This is a genomic window from Rhodobacter sp. 24-YEA-8, assembly GCF_900105075.1.
Lineage (GTDB): Bacteria > Pseudomonadota > Alphaproteobacteria > Rhodobacterales > Rhodobacteraceae > Pseudogemmobacter.
In genome coordinates this window covers 304,143-321,341 of sequence record NZ_FNSK01000002.1, presented here as the reverse complement: position 1 = coordinate 321,341, position 17,199 = coordinate 304,143, and the positions used below count along the sequence as shown (strand labels likewise).

15 protein-coding genes are annotated in these 17,199 nt (G+C 62.8%); 9 read left to right on the top strand and 6 right to left on the bottom strand.

The window, feature by feature from the left end:
• Positions 1-20 precede the first annotated feature (20 nt).
• From BLW25_RS18025 to iolB, 3 genes are read left to right on the top strand one after another with little or no spacing between them, the layout of a single operon-like run.
• Complete coding sequence (locus tag BLW25_RS18025; RefSeq protein WP_092903101.1) at positions 21-1,154, top strand: Gfo/Idh/MocA family protein; 1,134 nt, start codon at positions 21-23, stop codon at positions 1,152-1,154.
• Between the two features lie 36 nt (positions 1,155-1,190).
• Positions 1,191-3,119, top strand: coding sequence for a bifunctional 5-dehydro-2-deoxygluconokinase/5-dehydro-2-deoxyphosphogluconate aldolase (iolC, locus tag BLW25_RS18020; protein ID WP_092902721.1), 1,929 nt, complete (start codon positions 1,191-1,193; stop codon positions 3,117-3,119).
• Positions 3,120-3,154: 35 nt separating this feature from the next.
• A complete protein-coding gene (gene iolB / locus BLW25_RS18015) occupies positions 3,155-3,952 on the top strand; it encodes a 5-deoxy-glucuronate isomerase (RefSeq protein WP_092902719.1) in 798 nt (265 codons plus the stop codon).
• A 60-nt stretch (positions 3,953-4,012) separates the two neighbouring features.
• Here the strand turns inward: iolB and BLW25_RS18010 are convergent, their stop codons facing one another.
• The 6 genes from BLW25_RS18010 to BLW25_RS17985 form a co-directional block, all read right to left on the bottom strand.
• Entirely contained in the window at positions 4,013-4,981 is a 969-nt protein-coding gene (locus BLW25_RS18010) for a substrate-binding domain-containing protein (protein WP_092902717.1), read from the bottom strand.
• Between the two features lie 24 nt (positions 4,982-5,005).
• Positions 5,006-5,998: an ABC transporter permease gene (locus tag BLW25_RS18005; RefSeq protein ID WP_092902715.1), complete on the bottom strand. Its 993-nt coding sequence runs from the start codon at positions 5,996-5,998 to the stop codon at positions 5,006-5,008.
• Entirely contained in the window at positions 5,995-7,539 is a 1,545-nt protein-coding gene (locus tag BLW25_RS18000) for a sugar ABC transporter ATP-binding protein (protein ID WP_092902713.1), read from the bottom strand. Before BLW25_RS18000 ends, BLW25_RS18005 begins: the two co-directional genes overlap by 4 nt.
• Before the next feature lie 307 nt (positions 7,540-7,846).
• Positions 7,847-8,659 (bottom strand): 3-methyl-2-oxobutanoate hydroxymethyltransferase, encoded by an 813-nt coding sequence (locus BLW25_RS17995; protein ID WP_092902711.1) that lies wholly within the window; start codon positions 8,657-8,659, stop codon positions 7,847-7,849.
• Between the two features lie 30 nt (positions 8,660-8,689).
• Positions 8,690-9,001, bottom strand: coding sequence for a MocE family 2Fe-2S type ferredoxin (locus tag BLW25_RS17990; RefSeq protein ID WP_092902709.1), 312 nt, complete (start codon positions 8,999-9,001; stop codon positions 8,690-8,692).
• A gap of 59 nt (positions 9,002-9,060) precedes the next feature.
• Positions 9,061-10,194 carry a fatty acid desaturase family protein gene (locus BLW25_RS17985; protein WP_092902707.1) on the bottom strand — a complete coding sequence of 378 codons (1,134 nt, stop codon included), beginning with the start codon at positions 10,192-10,194 and terminating at the stop codon, positions 9,061-9,063.
• Positions 10,195-10,350: 156 nt separating this feature from the next.
• On the opposite strand from BLW25_RS17985, the gene BLW25_RS17980 reads away from it, so the two are divergent.
• From BLW25_RS17980 to BLW25_RS17955, 6 genes are all read left to right on the top strand, one after another.
• Entirely contained in the window at positions 10,351-11,391 is a 1,041-nt protein-coding gene (locus tag BLW25_RS17980; protein ID WP_092902705.1) for a LacI family DNA-binding transcriptional regulator, read from the top strand.
• Positions 11,392-11,831: 440 nt separating this feature from the next.
• Entirely contained in the window at positions 11,832-12,941 is a 1,110-nt protein-coding gene (locus BLW25_RS17975) for a phytanoyl-CoA dioxygenase family protein (RefSeq protein WP_253188578.1), read from the top strand.
• 72 nt (positions 12,942-13,013) lie between these two features.
• Entirely contained in the window at positions 13,014-13,958 is a 945-nt protein-coding gene (locus BLW25_RS17970) for a sugar ABC transporter substrate-binding protein (RefSeq protein WP_092902701.1), read from the top strand.
• Positions 13,959-14,020: 62 nt separating this feature from the next.
• Positions 14,021-15,139: an ABC transporter permease gene (locus tag BLW25_RS17965; protein WP_092903099.1), complete on the top strand. Its 1,119-nt coding sequence runs from the start codon at positions 14,021-14,023 to the stop codon at positions 15,137-15,139.
• A complete protein-coding gene (locus BLW25_RS17960; RefSeq protein ID WP_092902699.1) occupies positions 15,139-15,918 on the top strand; it encodes an ATP-binding cassette domain-containing protein in 780 nt (259 codons plus the stop codon). The genes BLW25_RS17965 and BLW25_RS17960 overlap by 1 nt, the downstream gene beginning before the upstream one ends.
• A 9-nt stretch (positions 15,919-15,927) precedes the next feature.
• The gene (locus BLW25_RS17955) at positions 15,928-17,118 is read left to right on the top strand and encodes a Gfo/Idh/MocA family protein (RefSeq protein ID WP_092902697.1); all 1,191 of its coding nucleotides are present in this window, start codon (positions 15,928-15,930) and stop codon (positions 17,116-17,118) included.
• The last annotated feature ends 81 nt before the right edge of the window (positions 17,119-17,199 follow it).

Sequence of the window (17,199 nt, the reverse complement as noted above, 5' to 3'; positions counted from 1 at the left end):
CGCGGCAATTGCGGCTTGGGATGATCGGCGGTGGGGAAGGGGCCTATATCGGCAATATCCACCGCCTTGCGGCGCGGTTGGATGGCGCCTGGGTGCTGGTGGCGGGGGCGTTTGATGCAGATCCCGCAAAGGGCAGGGCTTTCGCGCAAAGCCAGGGCATCGCTGAAGATCGCAGCTACGGGACATATCAGGAGCTGATCGCGGGGGAAATTGCCCGCGAGGACCGCGTCGATGCGGTGGCGATCTGTACACCCAATTTCACCCATTACCCTATGGCGAAGGCGCTGATCGAGGCGGGCATCGCGGTGATCTGCGAAAAGCCGCTGACCGCCACGCTGGAAGAGGCGCTGGCGCTGGAGGAACTCGCCCGGGTGCGTGGTATCTTCATCGGCGTCACCTATACCTATTCCGGCTATCCGATGGTGCATGAGGCCCGTGCGCGGGTCGCGGCCGGTGAGATCGGCGCGGTCAGGACAGTGCAGGTCGAATATCCGCTGGAATGGATGGCGACGGCGATTGAGGCCGAGGGCAATGCCCAAGCCGCCTGGCGGACCGACCCGAAGAAGAACGGGCGCGGTGGTTCCATCGGCGATATCGGCACCCATGCCTATCACCTCGCGGGCTTTGTCACCGGGCTGCGGCTACAATCGCTGACGGCGGATCTGGCGACATTTGTGAACGGTCGTTCGCTTGATGACAACGCGCATGTGATGCTGCGCTATGAGGGCGGCGCACGCGGGCTTTTGTGGTCGAGCCAGGTCGCCATTGGCAATTCCAACGGTGTCCGCATCCGGGTCTTTGGCGGGAAAGGCTCGCTTGCGTGGTATCAGGAACAGCCCAATGAGCTGATCCTGACCCCGCTTGAGGGCCGCGTGCAGACGCTCAAACGCGGAGCGGGTGATCTGTCACCGGCGGCGAAGGCGCGTACCCGCACGCCTCCGGGCCATCCCGAAGGCTATCTCGAGGCCTTCGCCAATCTTTATCTTGGCTTTGCCGAAGCGATCCGCGCCCGGGCAGAAGGCCGCGTGCCTGCGCCCATCGGCCAGGACCTTCCGCTGATCCGGGACGGGGTGAAGGGTGTCGCCTTTGTCGAGGCGGTTGTCGACAGCCATGAGGCGGACGATCAGCCCTGGATCACGCCTGTTGCCGTTTGAGACCAGGAGTTCACCCCGGGGGAGGGGGTTTGTGAGATGACGAAAAAGCTGGACCTCGTGACCATTGGCCGGTCCTCCATCGACCTTTATGGCGGTCAGGTGGGGGGACGGCTGGAAGATATGGGCTCGTTTCAGAAATATGTCGGCGGATCCCCCACCAATATGGCGGTGGGGACGGCGCGGCTGGGGCTGAAATCTGCGCTGATCACCCGGGTCGGCGCTGAACATATGGGCCGGTTCCTGCGCGAAGAGCTGGCGCGCGAAGGCGTCGATACGCGCGGCGTGGTGACCGACCCGGAACGGCTGACGGCGCTGGTTCTGCTGGGGATCCGCGATGAACATCAGTTCCCGCTGATCTTCTACCGCGAAAACTGCGCCGATATGGCGCTGTGCGAGGATGATATTGACGAGGCGCTGATTGCGGATACCCGCGCGGTGGTTGCGACCGGCACCCATCTTTCGCATCCGCGCACCAAGGCGGCGGTGCTGAAGGCGCTGGCACTGGCCCGCCAGCATGGCGCGCGGACGGCGCTGGATATCGATTACCGCCCGAATCTCTGGGGTGTTGCGGGCCATGGTGACGGCGAAAGCCGCTTCGTCGAAAGCGCCGAGGTGACGGCGAAACTGCAAACCACGCTGCATCTCTTCGATCTGATCGTCGGGACCGAGGAAGAATTCCACATCGCGGGCGGATCGACCGATACCATCACCGCTTTGCGCGCGGTCAGGGCGCTGAGCACTGCCACGCTGGTGTGCAAACGGGGTGCGGCGGGGGCGGTGGCGTTCACCGGCCCGGTGCCGGACAGCCTTGATGCGGGCGAGACCGGGCCTGGCTTCCCGATCGAGGTGTTCAACGTGCTGGGCGCGGGTGACGGGTTCATGTCGGGCCTGCTGAAAGGCTGGCTGGATGATGAGAAATGGCCGCGCGCGCTGGAATATGCCAATGCCTGCGGGGCTTTCGCGGTGTCGCGCCATGGCTGTGCGCCGGCCTATCCCTCGCTCGCGGAGCTGGAATTTTTCCTGGGTCGTGGCGTGATCCGGCCGGATCTGAGAAACGACCCGGAACTGGAACAGATCCACTGGTCGACCAACCGCCGCTCCCTGCTGGGTGAGAGGCGGGGCAACCCCTGGAAAGACATCCGCGTCTTTGCCTTTGATCACCGGATGCAGCTGGAACAGATGCAGGGCGCGACACCCGCGAAAATAGGCGCCTTCAAAGAGCTGTGCCTTGAGGCCGCGCGCGGGGTCCAGGCGGATCGGCCGGGCTATGGCATTCTCTGCGACAACCGGCTTGGCAAAGCAGCGCTGCATGCCTCGGCGGGCACTGGCCTCTGGGTCGGGCGGCCGGTGGAATGGCCGGGTTCGCGCCCCCTGAGCCTCGAGCCCGAGATCGGGGCGGATTACGGCGGTCTGTCGGAATGGCCGCTGGACCATGTCGTCAAGGTTCTGTGTTTCTGCCACCCCGATGACGATGCTGCGACCTGGGCCCGGCAGGAGGATGTCGTGAAGCGTCTTTTCGCAGCGGCGCGACGCAACCGGCTGGAATTCCTGCTGGAGGTGATCCCCTCCAAAGTGGCGCCGGTGGATGACATGACCACGGCCACGATCATCCGCCGCTTCTATGATCTGGGCGTCTTCCCCGACTGGTGGAAGCTTGAACCGATGAAGACGGCCGGGGCCTGGGCCAATGCCGTCGCCGCCATCGGCGAAAACGACCCCAATACGCGCGGCATCGTGATCCTCGGTCTAGATGCGCCCGAGGACGAACTGGCCGCGAGCTTCCGCGTCGCGGCGGCGCAGCCACTGGTCCGGGGCTTTGCTGTCGGACGGTCGATATTCGGCGATGTGGCGCGGTCCTGGATGGAAGGTAAAACAGATGACGCCGGGGCGGTTGCCGACATGACGGCGCGCTACAGCCGGCTGTGTGACATCTGGGATCAGGCAAGGCGCGACAGCGCCGGCTGATGCCCGCGCCTGCGCCAGTGACAGGAATCGTATCCATGAGCCAATTGCAACTGAAACCCTTCGGCACCACGGGCAAGGTGCATCAGGTCACTCCCGCCTCGGCCGGCTGGCGCTATGTCGGCTTTTCGCTCTATCGGCTGCGTCCGGGCGAGACGGCGGCGGAAGCGACCGGCACGGATGAGGTGATCCTGGTCATGGTCGAGGGCAAGGCCGCTTTCACCGCTGCGGGCCAGGACTGGGGTGTGCTTGGCGACCGGATGAATGTCTTTGAAAAGACGCCGCCGCACAGCCTTTATGTGCCGCCGGGGCATGACTGGCGCGCGGTGGCCGAGACCGCCTGTACCATCGCGGTCTGTGCCGCACCCGGCAAGGGCAATTATCCGGCGCGCCGGCTTGGCCCCGATGGCATCACCCTGACCGAGCGCGGATCGGGCTGCAATCTGCGGCTTGTGAACAATATCGCGATGGAGATGCATGACGTCTGTGACAGCCTGCTGGTGACCGAGGTCTATACCCCGGCCGGCAACTGGTCGTCCTATCCCAGCCATCGCCATGACGAGGATGATTTCCCCCGCATCACCTATCTGGAAGAGACCTATTACCACCGTCTGAACCCTGGTGATGGGTTCGCCTTTCAGCGTGTCTATACCGATGACGGGCAGTTTGATGAGGTGATGGCCGTGAAGGATGGCGATGTGGTGCTGGTCCCGCGCGGCCATCACCCCTGCGGCGCGCCCCATGGGTTCGAGCTTTACTACCTCAACGTCATGGCAGGCCCGCGCCGCAATTGGCGCTTCGTGGCGGATCCGGCTGTCGAATTCCTCATGAAGTGATGCGATGGCAACGAAAAAGGGCGCGGGAAAGATCCCGCGCCCTTTGCGTTTCGGACAGGTTCAGTAGGGGCTGTCGGGGAAGTAATATTCCGCCGCGTTCTCAGCGGTGATCAGCGGGCTGTCGAGAGTATAGATGCCATGCACCGGCGATTGCACCGCGTAGCGCGCGGCAGTGACCGAGATTGCCGGGATGATCAGGGTCGGCGGGTAGAAGATATCTGCGTCGATCAGCGCGTCGCCATCCATGATCTGTTTGATCACCCGGTTCATCCCCGATCCGCCAAGGAGCTTCATGCCTTCTGCGCGGCCGGCCTGTTCGATAGCCGCCTTGGCGCCAAGCGCTGCATCATCGTCACCGGCCCAGACCCCGTCGATTTCGGGGAAACGGGTGAGGAAGTCCTGCATCACTTCGAACCCCTTATCGGGGTTCCAGTTGGCGTATTGCATGTCGAGAACTTCGATCCCCGACCCTTCAAGCGCGGCATTGAAGGCCTCGATGCGGATATTGTCGATGGCGGTCGGAATGCCGCGCATGACGACGATCTTGCCGCCATTGGGCAGCTTGCCTCTGAAGTAATCGGCAGCGATTTTGCCATATTGCGGATTGTTGCCGCCGACATAGAGATCTTCGACGCCCGGCTCTGACAGGCCACGGTCAACGGCGGTGATGAAGATGCCACGGGCCTTGGCGGCCTTGACCGGCTCGGTCAGCGGATCGCTTTCCATCGGCAGGATCACCAGCGCATTGATGCCCTGGGCGATCAGGTCTTCAACGTTATTCACCTGGGCCTGGACGTCGCCGGCGGTGGTCACCACGAAATCAAGCTGCGGGAAGGCGGTCTGCAGCGATTTGACTGTGCGCTCGGTATGGTAGTTCAGGCCGCCGGTCCAGCCATGGGTGGCGGCCGGAATCGCGATGCCGATTTTCGCGACTTTCTCTTGTGCGCGGGCGGGCATGGCGGCCAGCGGCAGCGCCATGCCCGCAGCCGATGCCACCAGCATATTGCGGCGGGAAAGATGGGCTTTCATTGGGGTCTCCTCCGGTTGAAAAACTCAGGTGCCGCTGCGCCTGCGTTGCAGCAGGACGGCGATGACGATGATGGTGCCCTGGAAGGCGCCATTCAGATGCGGGCTGAAATACGAGGTGAGGTTGAGGATATTGGCCACGAGGCCAAGGATCAGCACGCCGACCACCGTGCCCCAGACGCGGCCAAAACCGCCTGCCAGCGCAGTGCCGCCGATGATGACGGCCGCAATCGCCTCCAGTTCCCACAACATGCCGGTCGAGGGCGTGACGGCGCCAAGGCGCGGCACATAGATCAGTGTCGCCAGCCCGACGCAGGCGCCCTGCAGCACATAGGTCGCGAGCCGCACCCCATTCACCGGGATCGCGGAATAGCGCGAGACATCGGGGTTCGAGCCGATGGCGGTGACATGGCGGCCAAAGCGCATCCGGGTCATGACGAATTCGCCCAGTGCCGCCAGCACCGCGAAGATGATCACCGGCACCGGGATCCCCAGCACGGCGCCATAGTACAACCCGCGCCCGGCATCGCGCAGTGCGAAATCGAGCGAGATCGAGCCGCCATCCGACATCCAGGTCACCAGCGAGCGCATGATGCCCATGGTGCCAAGGGTCACGATGAAGGCTTCGATCCGGGCAAACACCACCAGCGAGCCGTTCAGAAGCCCCGCCAGCATCCCGATCACCAGCGCGAGTGTCATGCCGGTGACCAGCGCCGCCATCGGCGACATATGGGCGAGAAACCAGTTCATCCCCATGATGCCCAGCCCCGCGACCAGCGCGGCCATCGCCCCGACCGACAGGTCAAGCCCGCGCGCGGTGATCACAAAAGTCGCGCCGATCGCGATGATCCCGATGATCGAGGACCGGGTCAGCACATTGAGGGCATTCTCGGTCGTCAGAAAGGTCTCGCTGGACACGGCGCCGAGGATCACCAGCAGGATCAGCGCGATCAGCGGCCCGAGCTGGCCAATCCTCTGGCGCAGCGGCGTAGCGGCGGGATCGAGGGTTGCGTCGCTCATGCGGGGATTTCCTTTTCTGAAACGGTGGAAAGGCCAAGGCCGAGGCGCAGGATATCGGCCTCGCTCACCTGGCCGCCCTCGGGCTGGCGGATCGTGCCTGCGATGCGGCCGCGATCCATGACGAGGATGCGATGGGCCAGGCCGATCAGCTCGGGGAGTTCTGATGAGATCACGACGACGGCGCGGCCTTCGGCGGCGAGCCCGGCAATCAGCCGGTAGATCTGGGCTTTCGCACCGATATCGACCCCGCGGGTCGGCTCGTCGAGGATGACGATGCCCGGCTGGCTTGCCAGCGTTTTCGCCAGCAGCAGTTTCTGCTGGTTGCCCCCCGAGAGCCGCCCCGCCGGGATCAGCGGATTGGCCGAGCGGATGTCAAATGTCTCGCGCGCCTTCGCATAGCGCGCGCGTTCGCCCGCGGGATCAAGCAGCGGCCCGCCTGACAGGGCACCCAGCGTCAGATCGGCATTGACGATCTGGCTCGCCTCAAGCAAGAGGCCCCGGCTTTTGCGATCTTCGGTCAGATAGGCGATGCCCTTCGCCCAGGCCTCGCGGCTTTTCGGCAGCGCACGCGTTTCGCCGCGCAGGGTGAAACGGCGCGCCCGGGCGGGGCGCAGGCCAACAAGGCCCTCGAACATCTCGGTGCGGCCCGATCCGACGAGGCCGGCCACGCCGAGGATCTCGCCCGGATGCAGGGCAAAACCCGCATCCCGTATCGGGGCACCGATCTCGCGCGGAACTTCCAGCCCTTCGACCTCCAGCACCGGTGCGGCGACAGGCGCCGGGCTGCGGGGTAGGAAGAGGTCAGAGATCTCGCGCCCGACCATGGCGGTCGCGATGTCATGTTCCGAGACGTCGGCAGTGGGGCGGTCCATCGTAATGGTGCCATCGCGCAGAACCGTGACCCGGTCGGCGATCTCGCGGACCTCGTCCAGCCGGTGCGAGGTGAAGATCACCGCGCCCCCAGCCGCGCGGAAGGCGCGGATGCGGTCAAAGAGCGCGGCCGTCTCCTCGCGGCCCAGAACGGCGGTGGGTTCATCCATCAGCAACAATGCGGGGCCTGCGCCAAAGGCCTTTGCGAGTTCAACCACCTGCCAGCTTGCCACCGGCAGATCGCGCATCGCGGCCTCGGGGTGGATATTCGCGCGCAAAAGCTTCAGCGCGGCGGCGGTCTGGTCGCGCATCTTGCGGCGATTGACCACGCCGAACCGGCCAGGCTCGCGCCCGAGATGGATATTTTCGGCGACATTCATATCAGGGATCAGCGCGAATTCCTGGTGGACAAGCGTGATGCCCATCGTTTCCGCGCGGTGCAGATCGGCGGGAACCGGATTGCCCTGCCAGTGGACCGTTCCCGAACCCGGCACCTGATAGCCGCCGATGATCCGCATGAGGGTCGATTTTCCGGCGCCATTCTCGCCTGCCAGCGCCACGACCTCACCCGGTCGCACGGTGAGATCGATGCCCGCAAGCACCCGGTTCGGCCCGTAGAAATGTGTAACATTGCGGATTTCAAGCCCGCCGCCCGTCGCAGATCGCTTCATATCCTCCCCTTTCTCCCGGACCGGAGCCCAAGCCGGGGCCCGACCCGCAAAGACGCGCCGCCAACCTGCCGCCGCGGCTCAGCGGGCAGCTTTCACCGGCGCAAGAGGCAGAGCCTTTCGCGCTGAGATCAGGTCTTTGATGCAATCCCCCCCGGATGTCAGAACGGCGGTGGCTTCCCGGCACACAGCCGTCTCTGACAGCACCGGCATAGCAAGATCTGCGGGAAATGCAATACGGATTGCCAATGACATATGTTGGCAATCCGGAATTGCGGTGCTGGCGCGGGCAGGTCAGGGCTGCAAGATGTCACAGCCCGACCGCCGCACGGAAGGCGGCAAGTTCGGCCTCGTTATCGATGACATTGTGATGTGGGGCGGGATAGGCGCCCTTGTTCACATCCGCGACAAATTCGCGGAAGGCCGCAATGCGTTCCTCTTGCAGCCGCGCGAATTCGGCGGCGAAATTGCGGTAGCTTTTGGCATGGCGCGGCTTATGGCCCTGGGTATAGCCCAGCACATCTTCGGCAAAGAGATATTGCGCATCGGCATAGGGGCCGGCCCCCATCCCGAGCATGACCAGCGGGGAATGCCGGGTGATGATCCGGGCCACCTCGACCGGAACCACCTCAAGTTCGGCACCGAAACAGCCGATCTCTTCCAGCCGTTTGACGTGATCCCAGACCGCACGGGCGCTGGCAGCAGTTTTACCGACCGCGCGGAAGCCCCCGGTCCAGGTCGCTTGCGACGGGATCAGCCCGACATGGCCGACGACCGGCACGCGGTTGTCACAAAGCGCTTTCTGGATCTGCAAAGACGCCGCGCAATAAAAGCAATCGCCGCCGATTTTCGTGAAATGAAAAGCGGTGCGCAGGTAATCCTCGGCGGTCACCAGGTCTCCGGCGGGGCCATAGGGCAGGCCGATCTGCACAAAGCAGTCGCCTGCCGCCTCACGCATCCCGGGCGTGAAATACTGCCCCTCGATCGACAGGAGGTCGACCCCCGCCGCCGCTGCCGCCGCTGCCTCATCCGGCGTGGTGACGAACAGCATCGAGAGCTTGCGACCCTGCGCCTTCATCGCGCGGATATCGGCAACCGTCGGTCTTGTGCTTTTCTGAACCATGATGTCCCCCGGGGATTTCTGTGCGTGATCTCAGTCGATCAGGATTTCGACCTGACCGTTTTCAACCCGGGTCTGCCAGGTGTTGAGGTTTTTGCAGGCCGGCAGCCGCACCGCCTCGCCACTCCGATAGTCGAACTGGCCGTTATGTTTGGGGCATTCGACGATGTAATCCATCACCAGCCCATCGGCGAGATGGATCGCCTCATGGGTGCAAAAGCCGTCAGTGCAGAAATAATCATCATCGGGGCTGCGATAGATCGCATAGCTGCGACCGGCGTGATCCCAGCGGATCAGATCTTCGTTGTCGATGTCATCGGCAGAACAGGCGGCAATCCAGGGCATGTCTTCTCCTCCGGAGATATCTGGCAATCGGGCGGGATGGGAGCAGGTGTCCGGCAGGGCTATTCGGCGGCAATCGGGCGCGCCTGCGCGTCATAGCCTGCGATGCCGGGGGTGGGGGCGCCAGGTTCCAGATCGCCGTGATATTCGGCGCGGTAGGGCTGGGCGCTGGCCGGAAGCTCGCGCTTGACGAACCAGTCCGGGTTTTTGAACTGGCGGATCAGGGTCGGGATGATCTCGCGATAGGCCGAAAGGATCGAGGGATGCGCGGGCGGCATGTCATGTTTCACCAGCTCATGCATCCGGGGCAGGGCGTGATAGGGCACCATCGGGAACATGTGATGTTCGACATGGAAATTCATGTTCCAGTAAATGAAGCGCGAGATGGGGTTCACATAGACGGTGCGCGAATTCAGCCGGTGGTCGAGCACATTTTCCGCCAGCCCCAGATGCTGCATGTAGCCGGTCATCACCATATGCCAGCTGCCAAAAAGGATCGGCAGACCTACGACCATGAAGGGCAGGATCGACTGCATCCACCAGGCCAGCGCCGCGACGCCCAGATAGATGACTGCCCAGATGCGGGCGATCAGGAAGGCGCGTTTGCGTTCGGGTTCCGGCACGAAGGATTTCGTGGTTTCCGGCATATAGCCGGCGATCAGCTGCAGCGTGGTTTTTGCATTGCCCCAAAACTCGAATATTCCGAAGAAATTCAGGATCAGCCGGGCGACGACCGCCGGGCGCATCGCGATGATCTCGGGGTCATGGCCGACGATGATCGTGTCGGTGTGGTGGCGGGTATGGCTCCATCGCCAGGTCACCGGATTGCGCATCATACAAAAGCAGGCGACCTGATAAACCGCATCATTCATCCAGCGCGTCCTGAACGCTGTGCCATGGCCGCATTCATGCCAGCGACTGTCCATGGCCGAGGCATAGAGCACGCCGTAAATCAGCCAGAAGGGTGCGGACCACCAGGAGGGCCAGAGCCAGATGCCCATTGCCGCCGAGGCGATCATCACGCCAAACAGGATGATCGTGTCGCGGATCGCGGGCTGATCCGACCGTGTCATCAGCTCTTTCATCACCTTGCGTGGCAGGTCGGTATGATACCACTGGGCGGAGACGAGGCCGATTTCCTCGGCCAGCCTGGCATCGCGCCCGAGCAGCGCGTAATCGCGGTTGGTATGGCTCATAACGTGATTCCCCTCCGGTACAGCGACGGTCTCTGATCTCAGACCTGTGGCCTCTCCCGATGGTATTGCAACGAAAATTGCCGGTTTTCAGATTCGTTTATTGCAATTCACATCAGAATGGTGATGGGTAATGATGGTTTTTGATGGATTTTATCGATGCACAAACGTGTGACGATTACCGATCTCGCCCAGGCTGCGGGGGTGTCCACCGCCACGATCGACCGGGTGCTGAACGGTCGCAGTGCGGTGAGGCGGGCGACGGCGGTGCATGTGCTCGAAATCGCCCGCGAGATGGGATTTCATGCCGCGCCGTTGCTGGAGAAACGCCTGATCGGCGCGCAGGAGAGCCTGACCATCGGCCTGGTACTTTTGCCGACCGAGCCGGACTTCTATCGCCAGTTCCAGGCCGAGGCTGAAGCGGCAGCCCTTGCTGAAACCGGGCTGCGGCTGCGTATCGTGACCGAATATGCCGCCAATTCCAGCCCTGCCGCCACCATTGCCGCGCTGGAACGGCTTGCCCCAAAGGTCCAGGCGATTGGGCTCGTCGCCGTGGATCATCCGCGCGTAACCGAGGCGGTGGCCGATCTGCGTGCCGCAGGCATCCCGGTGATCGCGCTTTTATCCGACCTCGCCCAGGGGGTGCGTCATGCCTATCTGGGGGTCAATAATCTCAAGGTCGGGCGGGTGGCAGCGGCGATGCTGGCGCGGGGCGTGCCCAAAGGGGCAGGGGGCGCGCTCGCGCTGTTTGTCGGCGGCCAGCTCTGGCATGGGCATGAGCTGCGCGAGACCGGGTTTCGCAGCTATATCCGACGCGAAAGGCCGGATCTGGTCCTGCTCGACACCCAGGTCAATCTCGACACCGATGATCTGACCTATGAAGCGGCAATTGCGCTGATGGCGCGGCATAAATCGCTCTGTGGCATCTATTGCTGCGGCGGCGGGCGCAATGGCGTGATCCGCGCCGTACGGGAAGAGCGCCGCCATGGCGAGATCGACGTGATTGCCAATGAACTGACCGAGACCACCAGGCGCGCGATGGCCGAGGGGATTGTCTCGCTCGTGATCGACACGCCATTGCGCGAGATCTGCACCACGCTGGTCACTCTTGCCCGTCAGGCGGTCAAAGGCGAGGCGGCAGCGGAGGGGCAGGCACAGGTTTTCCTGCCGATGCGGCTGATCCTGCCCGAGAGTATCTGACAGTTGCAGGCTGCAATGGGCCCTGCGCCCGCTGTCAGGATGCAGGTCTGAGAGAGCTTTGCGGCGGATCGAATCAAAGATCGGGGCCTGGCGGTGGCAATTTTCTGCAAGGAAAATTGCAAGTCCGCAATCGGAGCCGCCACTACTGCCCCGGGGGCAGGGTGCTCCGGATTTTTCAATATAGTATAAATAATACAAATAGATAAGTAAATTTTTCAGGTCAAAACCCCGCCCGCGCGGCAGATAGATCTGTCGGGATCAGGGCAGATTTCTGAATTATAGGTTGACACACTCAAATTTCTGCAATCAATATTGCCAAAGTATTCAGGTTGCAATTTTACAAAAGCAGACAACCGGCATCGCGTCAGGGCGCGGGGCCGGCATGGTCGGCTGATGTCCTGCCACCTGATCCGACAGGTCGACGATGAAGGGAGAGCATCGTGAAGGATTTGGTCCCCGAGATCAGTCTTGAAGAGTTTCGCGCTCAGGTGGAGACGGTGACCACCATTGCGCATTGCCCCTCGGCCATTACGATTGAAAAGAACATTCCGATCTATGATGGCGCGCGTGTCAGCGCCGGGATCTCGCGCGAATGGGCGCGGGTGATCGGCGAAGGTGCCGGCGTTTTCGTGGTTAAAAACGCCTTTGCCGACAAAGGTGCGATTGATGCGGCCTCGGACGCGTTCCGCGCCATCATCGCGCACGAACGTGCGGCCGGCGTCGCGGCGGGTGACCATTTCGCCAAAGCCGGCGCCAATGACCGGATCTGGAACAGCCTGCAAAAGCTCTGCCTGCATGATCCGGCGGTTTATGCGCGCTATATGGCCAATCCGGTGATTGATATTGCCTGCCGCGCCTGGCTTGGGCCGGGCTATCAGATCGCGACCCAGGTGAACCAGGTCCGCCCCGGCGGCAAGGCACAGGCACCGCATCGCGATTATCACCTCGGTTTCATGTCGCCGGAGCAGATGGCGGACTATCCCGATCATATCCATGCCACAGGCCCGACGCTGATCCTGCAAGGCGGTGTCGCGCATTGCGATATGCCGGTGGAAAGCGGCACCACGAAGCTGCTGCCGCATTCGCAGCGTTTCCTGCAGGGCTATATTGCCGCCACCCGGCCCGCGTTCCGTGAGTATTTCGAAGAGCATCACGTTCAGCTGCCGCTGGAAAAGGGTGATGCTATCTTTTTCAGCCCGGCTCTGTTCCATGCAGCGGGCGAAAACAAGACCTCTGACGTCGTGCGGATGGTCAACCTGATCCAGACCGCCAGCGCCTTTGCCCGCCATATGGAGGCAATTGACCGCACCGCGATGTGCCGCGCCGTTTTCCCACATCTCGCAGCGCTTTCGCCCGAGGGGCGGCATGCGGTGATCGCGGCCACGGCGGATGGTTATCCCTTCCCGACCAATCTCGACACCGATCCGCCGATTGGCGGTCTCGCGCCGCCGACGCAGCAGGATCTGCTGGCCCAGGCTGTGGCCGAGGCGTGGGATGCGGCAAAGCTCGACGCAGCGCTGGACGCGCAGGAGGCAAAACGCCGACCCTAGCACCCGACAAACCAGAATCCGCCATGGCTTCCGGCGGTCACAGAGGGAAGCCGCAAAGGGAGGACTACCATAATGAAATCAATGCTGAGATCGGTCGCCATCGGGGCGGTTCTTGCGGTGACCGCTATGGTCAGCTCTGCAAAGGCAGAGGGCGAGCAATTCGTCTGGATCAGCCATGGCCCGGACAGCGACAGCTGGTTCAACGTGATCAAGAATGCGATCAAGGTCACCAATGAACAGATGGGTGTGAACACCGAATACCGTAACCCCGCGACCGGCGACCTCGCCGATATGGCGCGGATCGTGCAGCAGGCCGCCGCCGCCGATGTCGACGGCATCATCGTCACCATCGCCGATTACAATGTGCTGGAAGGCCCGATCAAAGACGCCGTCGCCAAGGGGATTCCGGTCGTCACCGTGAATTCGGGCACCGTCGAGGAAAGCAAGAAGCTTGGCGCGCTGCTCCATGTTGGTCAGCCGGAATATGAGGCGGGTCTCGGCGCAGGCGAGCGCGCGAAAGAGGCGGGGATCACCACCTTCCTTTGCGTCAACCACTATATCACCAACCCGCAATCGGTCGAACGCTGCCGTGGCTTTGCTGACGGGATCGGCCAGGAACTGGGCAGCCAGATGATCGATTCCGGCATGGACCCGTCGGAAGTCGCCAATAAGGTCAAAGCCTATCTGACCGCGAACCCCGATACCGGCGCGATCCTGACCCTTGGCCCGAACTCGGCCGAGCCGTCGATCCGCGCGGTGAAAGAACTCGGCCTTGATGGCGAGATCTATTTCGGCACGTTTGACCTGTCATCGGAAATCTCGGCCGGGATCAAAGACGGAACCATCAACTTCGCCATCGACCAGCAGCCTTTCCTGCAAGGCTCGGTGCCGATTCAGGTGCTGACGGCCTATGTCCGCTACGGCGTGGCACCGTCGAACTCGGTCTTCACGGGTCCGGGCTTCGTCACCAAAGAGAATATCGATTTCGTCGAGTCGCTCGCCGGCGAATATCGCTGATCTGGTGCAAGGGCCGGGGCAGAAAACGCACCCGGCCCGTTTTACCTGTGGGGATTATCCAAATGACAGAAGCCGTCCAGGCTCATAAAGACGAGCGCGTCAAAACCGTCTCGCCCTGGCGCCGCGCGCTGATCCGGCCTGAACTGGGCGGCATCTGCGGCACCGTCCTTGTCTTCCTGCTTTTCGGGGCCATTGCCGGCGATTCCGGCATGTTCCGGGCCGAAGGTATCATGAACTGGACCGTGGTTTCCGCGCAGTTCATGATCATTGCAGTCGGCGCCTGCCTGTTGATGATCGCGGGCGAATTCGACCTCTCGACCGGCTCGATGATCGGCTTTTCCGGCACGGTCATGGCGATCCTGTCGGTGCATATGGGCTGGCCGCTTTGGGCGGCGATCCTGTTCACTTTTGCCTTTTGCATGCTGATCGGCGCGCTGAATGGCTGGCTCGTGGTCAAGACCGGGCTGCCTTCGTTTATCGTGACGCTCGCATTTCTGTTCATCCTGCGGGGCCTGACCATCTGGGGCTCGGTCTATTTCACCCGCCAGACCATCATTGGTGGCGTAGCCGAAAAAGCCCAGGGCGACTGGCTGGCGCCGGTCTTTGGCGGCAAGATCCTGACCGGGTTTTTCAGCTGGATGGGCGAGGCGGGCTGGATTGCAACTTTTACCCGCGGCTCGCGTGCCGGGCAGCCGGTGGTTGACGGAATTCCGATGCTGATCGTCTGGGCGCTGGCGCTGGTCATCCTTGGCCATCTGCTGCTGACCCGCACCAAATTCGGCAACTGGATCTTTGCTGCCGGCGGTGATGCCCAGGCCGCGCGTTATGTCGGCGTTCCGGTGAACCGGGTCAAGATCTCGATGTTCATGTTCTCGGCCTTTTGCGCCTGTGTTTTCGCCACCTGCCAGGTGATGGAATTCGGCTCGGCCGCTGCGGATCGCGGCATGCTGAAAGAGTTTGAGGCAATCATCTGTGTGGTGATCGGGGGCGCGCTTCTGACCGGCGGTTACGGATCGGTGATCGGCGCAGCACTTGGGGCGGTGATCTTCGGGGTCGTGCAACAGGGTCTGTTCTTCGCCAATGCCGAAAGCTCGCTCTTCCGCGTCTTCCTCGGGGCGATCCTTTTGGTCGCCGTGATCATGAACACCTATATCCGCCGCATCATCACGGGAGAACGCTGATGACGACTCCAATCGTGGAAATGCGCAATATCAAGAAGCATTTCGGCCATGTGATCGCGCTGAACGGGGTGTCCTTTGACGTCACGGCGGGCGAATGCCATTGCCTGCTGGGCGATAACGGCGCGGGGAAATCGACCTTCATCAAGACGATGTCGGGCGTGCACCGTCCATCCTCGGGCACGATGGTGATCGAAGGGAAACCCATTACGTTTGAATCCCCGCGTGACGCGATGGGTGCCGGGATCGCCACCGTCTACCAGGACCTCGCGATGATCCCGCTGATGTCGGTCGTGCGCAACTTCTGGATGGGGCGCGAGCCGGAGAAAGGCATCTGGCCCTTCCGAAATCTCGATATGAAAAAGGCCGAAGAGGTCACCATGTCCGAGATGAAGAAGATGGGGATCAACCTGCGCGGCCCCGATCAGGCGGTGGGCACCCTGTCCGGGGGGGAACGTCAGACCGTCGCCATTGCCCGCGCCGTCTATTTTGGCGCGAAGGTGCTGATCCTGGACGAGCCGACCTCGGCTCTGGGCGTGCGCCAGACCGCGAATGTGCTTGGCACCATTGACCGGGTCAGAAAGCAGGGCATCGGCGTTGTCTTCATCACCCATAACGTACGCCATGCCATGGCGGTGGGGGATCGTTTCACCGTGCTGAACCGGGGCCAGACTTTGGGCACCGCGACCAAGGGCGATGTCGATGCCGCGCGGCTGCAGGATATGATGGCAGGCGGGCAGGAACTGGCCGAGCTGGAATCCTCGCTTGGCGGCACGATTTAAGGAAAAGCGATGAGCTTTACGGACAGAAGCAATCTGCGTCAGCCCCCTCTGGGGCGGCGCCTTCGCCTTGGCTTTGTGGGCGGCGGGCGCGGCGGGCTTGTGGGCAGCTGGCATTTCTCGGGCGCCCGCCTGTCCAACCATTTTGACGTTGTGGCAGGGGCGCTGTCGTCGCGCCCCGAAAATGCAGCGCTCTCGGCGGCGGATTGGGTGATCCCTGCGGATCGCAGCTATACCGATTACCGCGAAATGGCCCGGGCCGAGGCCGCGCGCCCGGATGGCATCGACGCGGTGGCGATCTGCACCCCGAATGACAGCCATGCGGCGGTGGCGATTGCCTTTCTCGAGGCCGGGATCGATGTGATCCTTGATAAGCCAATGACGGCGATGCTGACGGAAGCCGAGGCTCTTGTCGCGGTGCAAAAGCGCACTGGCGTCAGCCTGACCATGACCTATCCTTTCTCGCATCACGCAATGGTGCGGCAGGCCCGCGCTTTGGTCGATGAAGGGGCGCTCGGACGGATCACGCAGGTGCATGTCGAATATCTCCAGGACTGGAACCTGGCGGCGCAAGCCCTGGATGGCGCGCCCTGGCGGCAGGATCCGAAACGGGTGGGCCGAAGCTCGATCGTGGGGGATATCGGCACCCATGCCTATCATCTGCTGCACAGCGTGACTGGGCTGGATGTCGCCCGCCTGCGCGCGGATATGTTCGTCTGTGGCGGCGCGAAACCGCAGCCGGACACTGCCCATATCGGGCTGAAACTCAGCAATGGCGCGCCGGCGACGATGCAGCTTTCCAATGCGGCGGTCGGACAATATTGCGCGCTGCGGATCCGGGTCTGGGGCGACAAGGGCGCGCTGGACTGGGATCAGGAAAAACCCGAAGAGCTGCGCTTCACGCCTGCGGAGGCCGAGGAACGCATTTTCCGCCGGGGCGCGGCCCAGGGCATTCGTGCACAGGCCGAAGCGCTGATCCATCTGCCGCGCGGTCATGGCGAGACCCTGACCGATGCCTGGGCCAATCTTTACGCCGAGGCCGGGATTATGATTGCCGCCCGCCGCTCGGGGCGCGATCTGGGCCAGGCCCTGACGCGGCTTCCTGGGGTCGAAGACGGGCTCAGAGGCATGGATTTTGTCGAGGCCTGCGCCGACAGCCACGAGGCAGGCGGCATCTGGACCCAAATGGCGGATCGCGACTGATCCGCCGCTTTCATGTGGCCTGCTCCCCGGTCACGTGATGGCCCGGCGTTCCCCCGCGCCGGGCCAGGCTTTTGATATGGT

Bases quoted from the DNA above. Each gene is read 5' to 3' on its own strand.
- BLW25_RS17980 (WP_092902705.1), top strand. From the start codon at position 10,351: ATGCACAAACGTGTGACGATTACCGATCTCGCCCAGGCTGCGGGGGTG.
- BLW25_RS17955 (WP_092902697.1), top strand. From the start codon at position 15,928: ATGAGCTTTACGGACAGAAGCAATCTGCGTCAGCCCCCTCTGGGGCGG.
- BLW25_RS18005 (WP_092902715.1), bottom strand. From the start codon at position 5,998: ATGAGCGACGCAACCCTCGATCCCGCCGCTACGCCGCTGCGCCAGAGG.
- BLW25_RS17970 (WP_092902701.1), top strand. From the start codon at position 13,014: ATGAAATCAATGCTGAGATCGGTCGCCATCGGGGCGGTTCTTGCGGTG.
- iolC (WP_092902721.1), top strand. From the start codon at position 1,191: ATGACGAAAAAGCTGGACCTCGTGACCATTGGCCGGTCCTCCATCGAC.
- iolB (WP_092902719.1), top strand. From the start codon at position 3,155: ATGAGCCAATTGCAACTGAAACCCTTCGGCACCACGGGCAAGGTGCAT.
- BLW25_RS17960 (WP_092902699.1), top strand. From the start codon at position 15,139: ATGACGACTCCAATCGTGGAAATGCGCAATATCAAGAAGCATTTCGGC.
- BLW25_RS17965 (WP_092903099.1), top strand. From the start codon at position 14,021: ATGACAGAAGCCGTCCAGGCTCATAAAGACGAGCGCGTCAAAACCGTC.
- BLW25_RS18025 (WP_092903101.1), top strand. From the start codon at position 21: ATGATCGGCGGTGGGGAAGGGGCCTATATCGGCAATATCCACCGCCTT.
- BLW25_RS18010 (WP_092902717.1), bottom strand. From the start codon at position 4,981: ATGAAAGCCCATCTTTCCCGCCGCAATATGCTGGTGGCATCGGCTGCG.
- BLW25_RS17985 (WP_092902707.1), bottom strand. From the start codon at position 10,194: ATGAGCCATACCAACCGCGATTACGCGCTGCTCGGGCGCGATGCCAGG.
- BLW25_RS17995 (WP_092902711.1), bottom strand. From the start codon at position 8,659: ATGGTTCAGAAAAGCACAAGACCGACGGTTGCCGATATCCGCGCGATG.
- BLW25_RS17990 (WP_092902709.1), bottom strand. From the start codon at position 9,001: ATGCCCTGGATTGCCGCCTGTTCTGCCGATGACATCGACAACGAAGAT.
- BLW25_RS18000 (WP_092902713.1), bottom strand. From the start codon at position 7,539: ATGAAGCGATCTGCGACGGGCGGCGGGCTTGAAATCCGCAATGTTACA.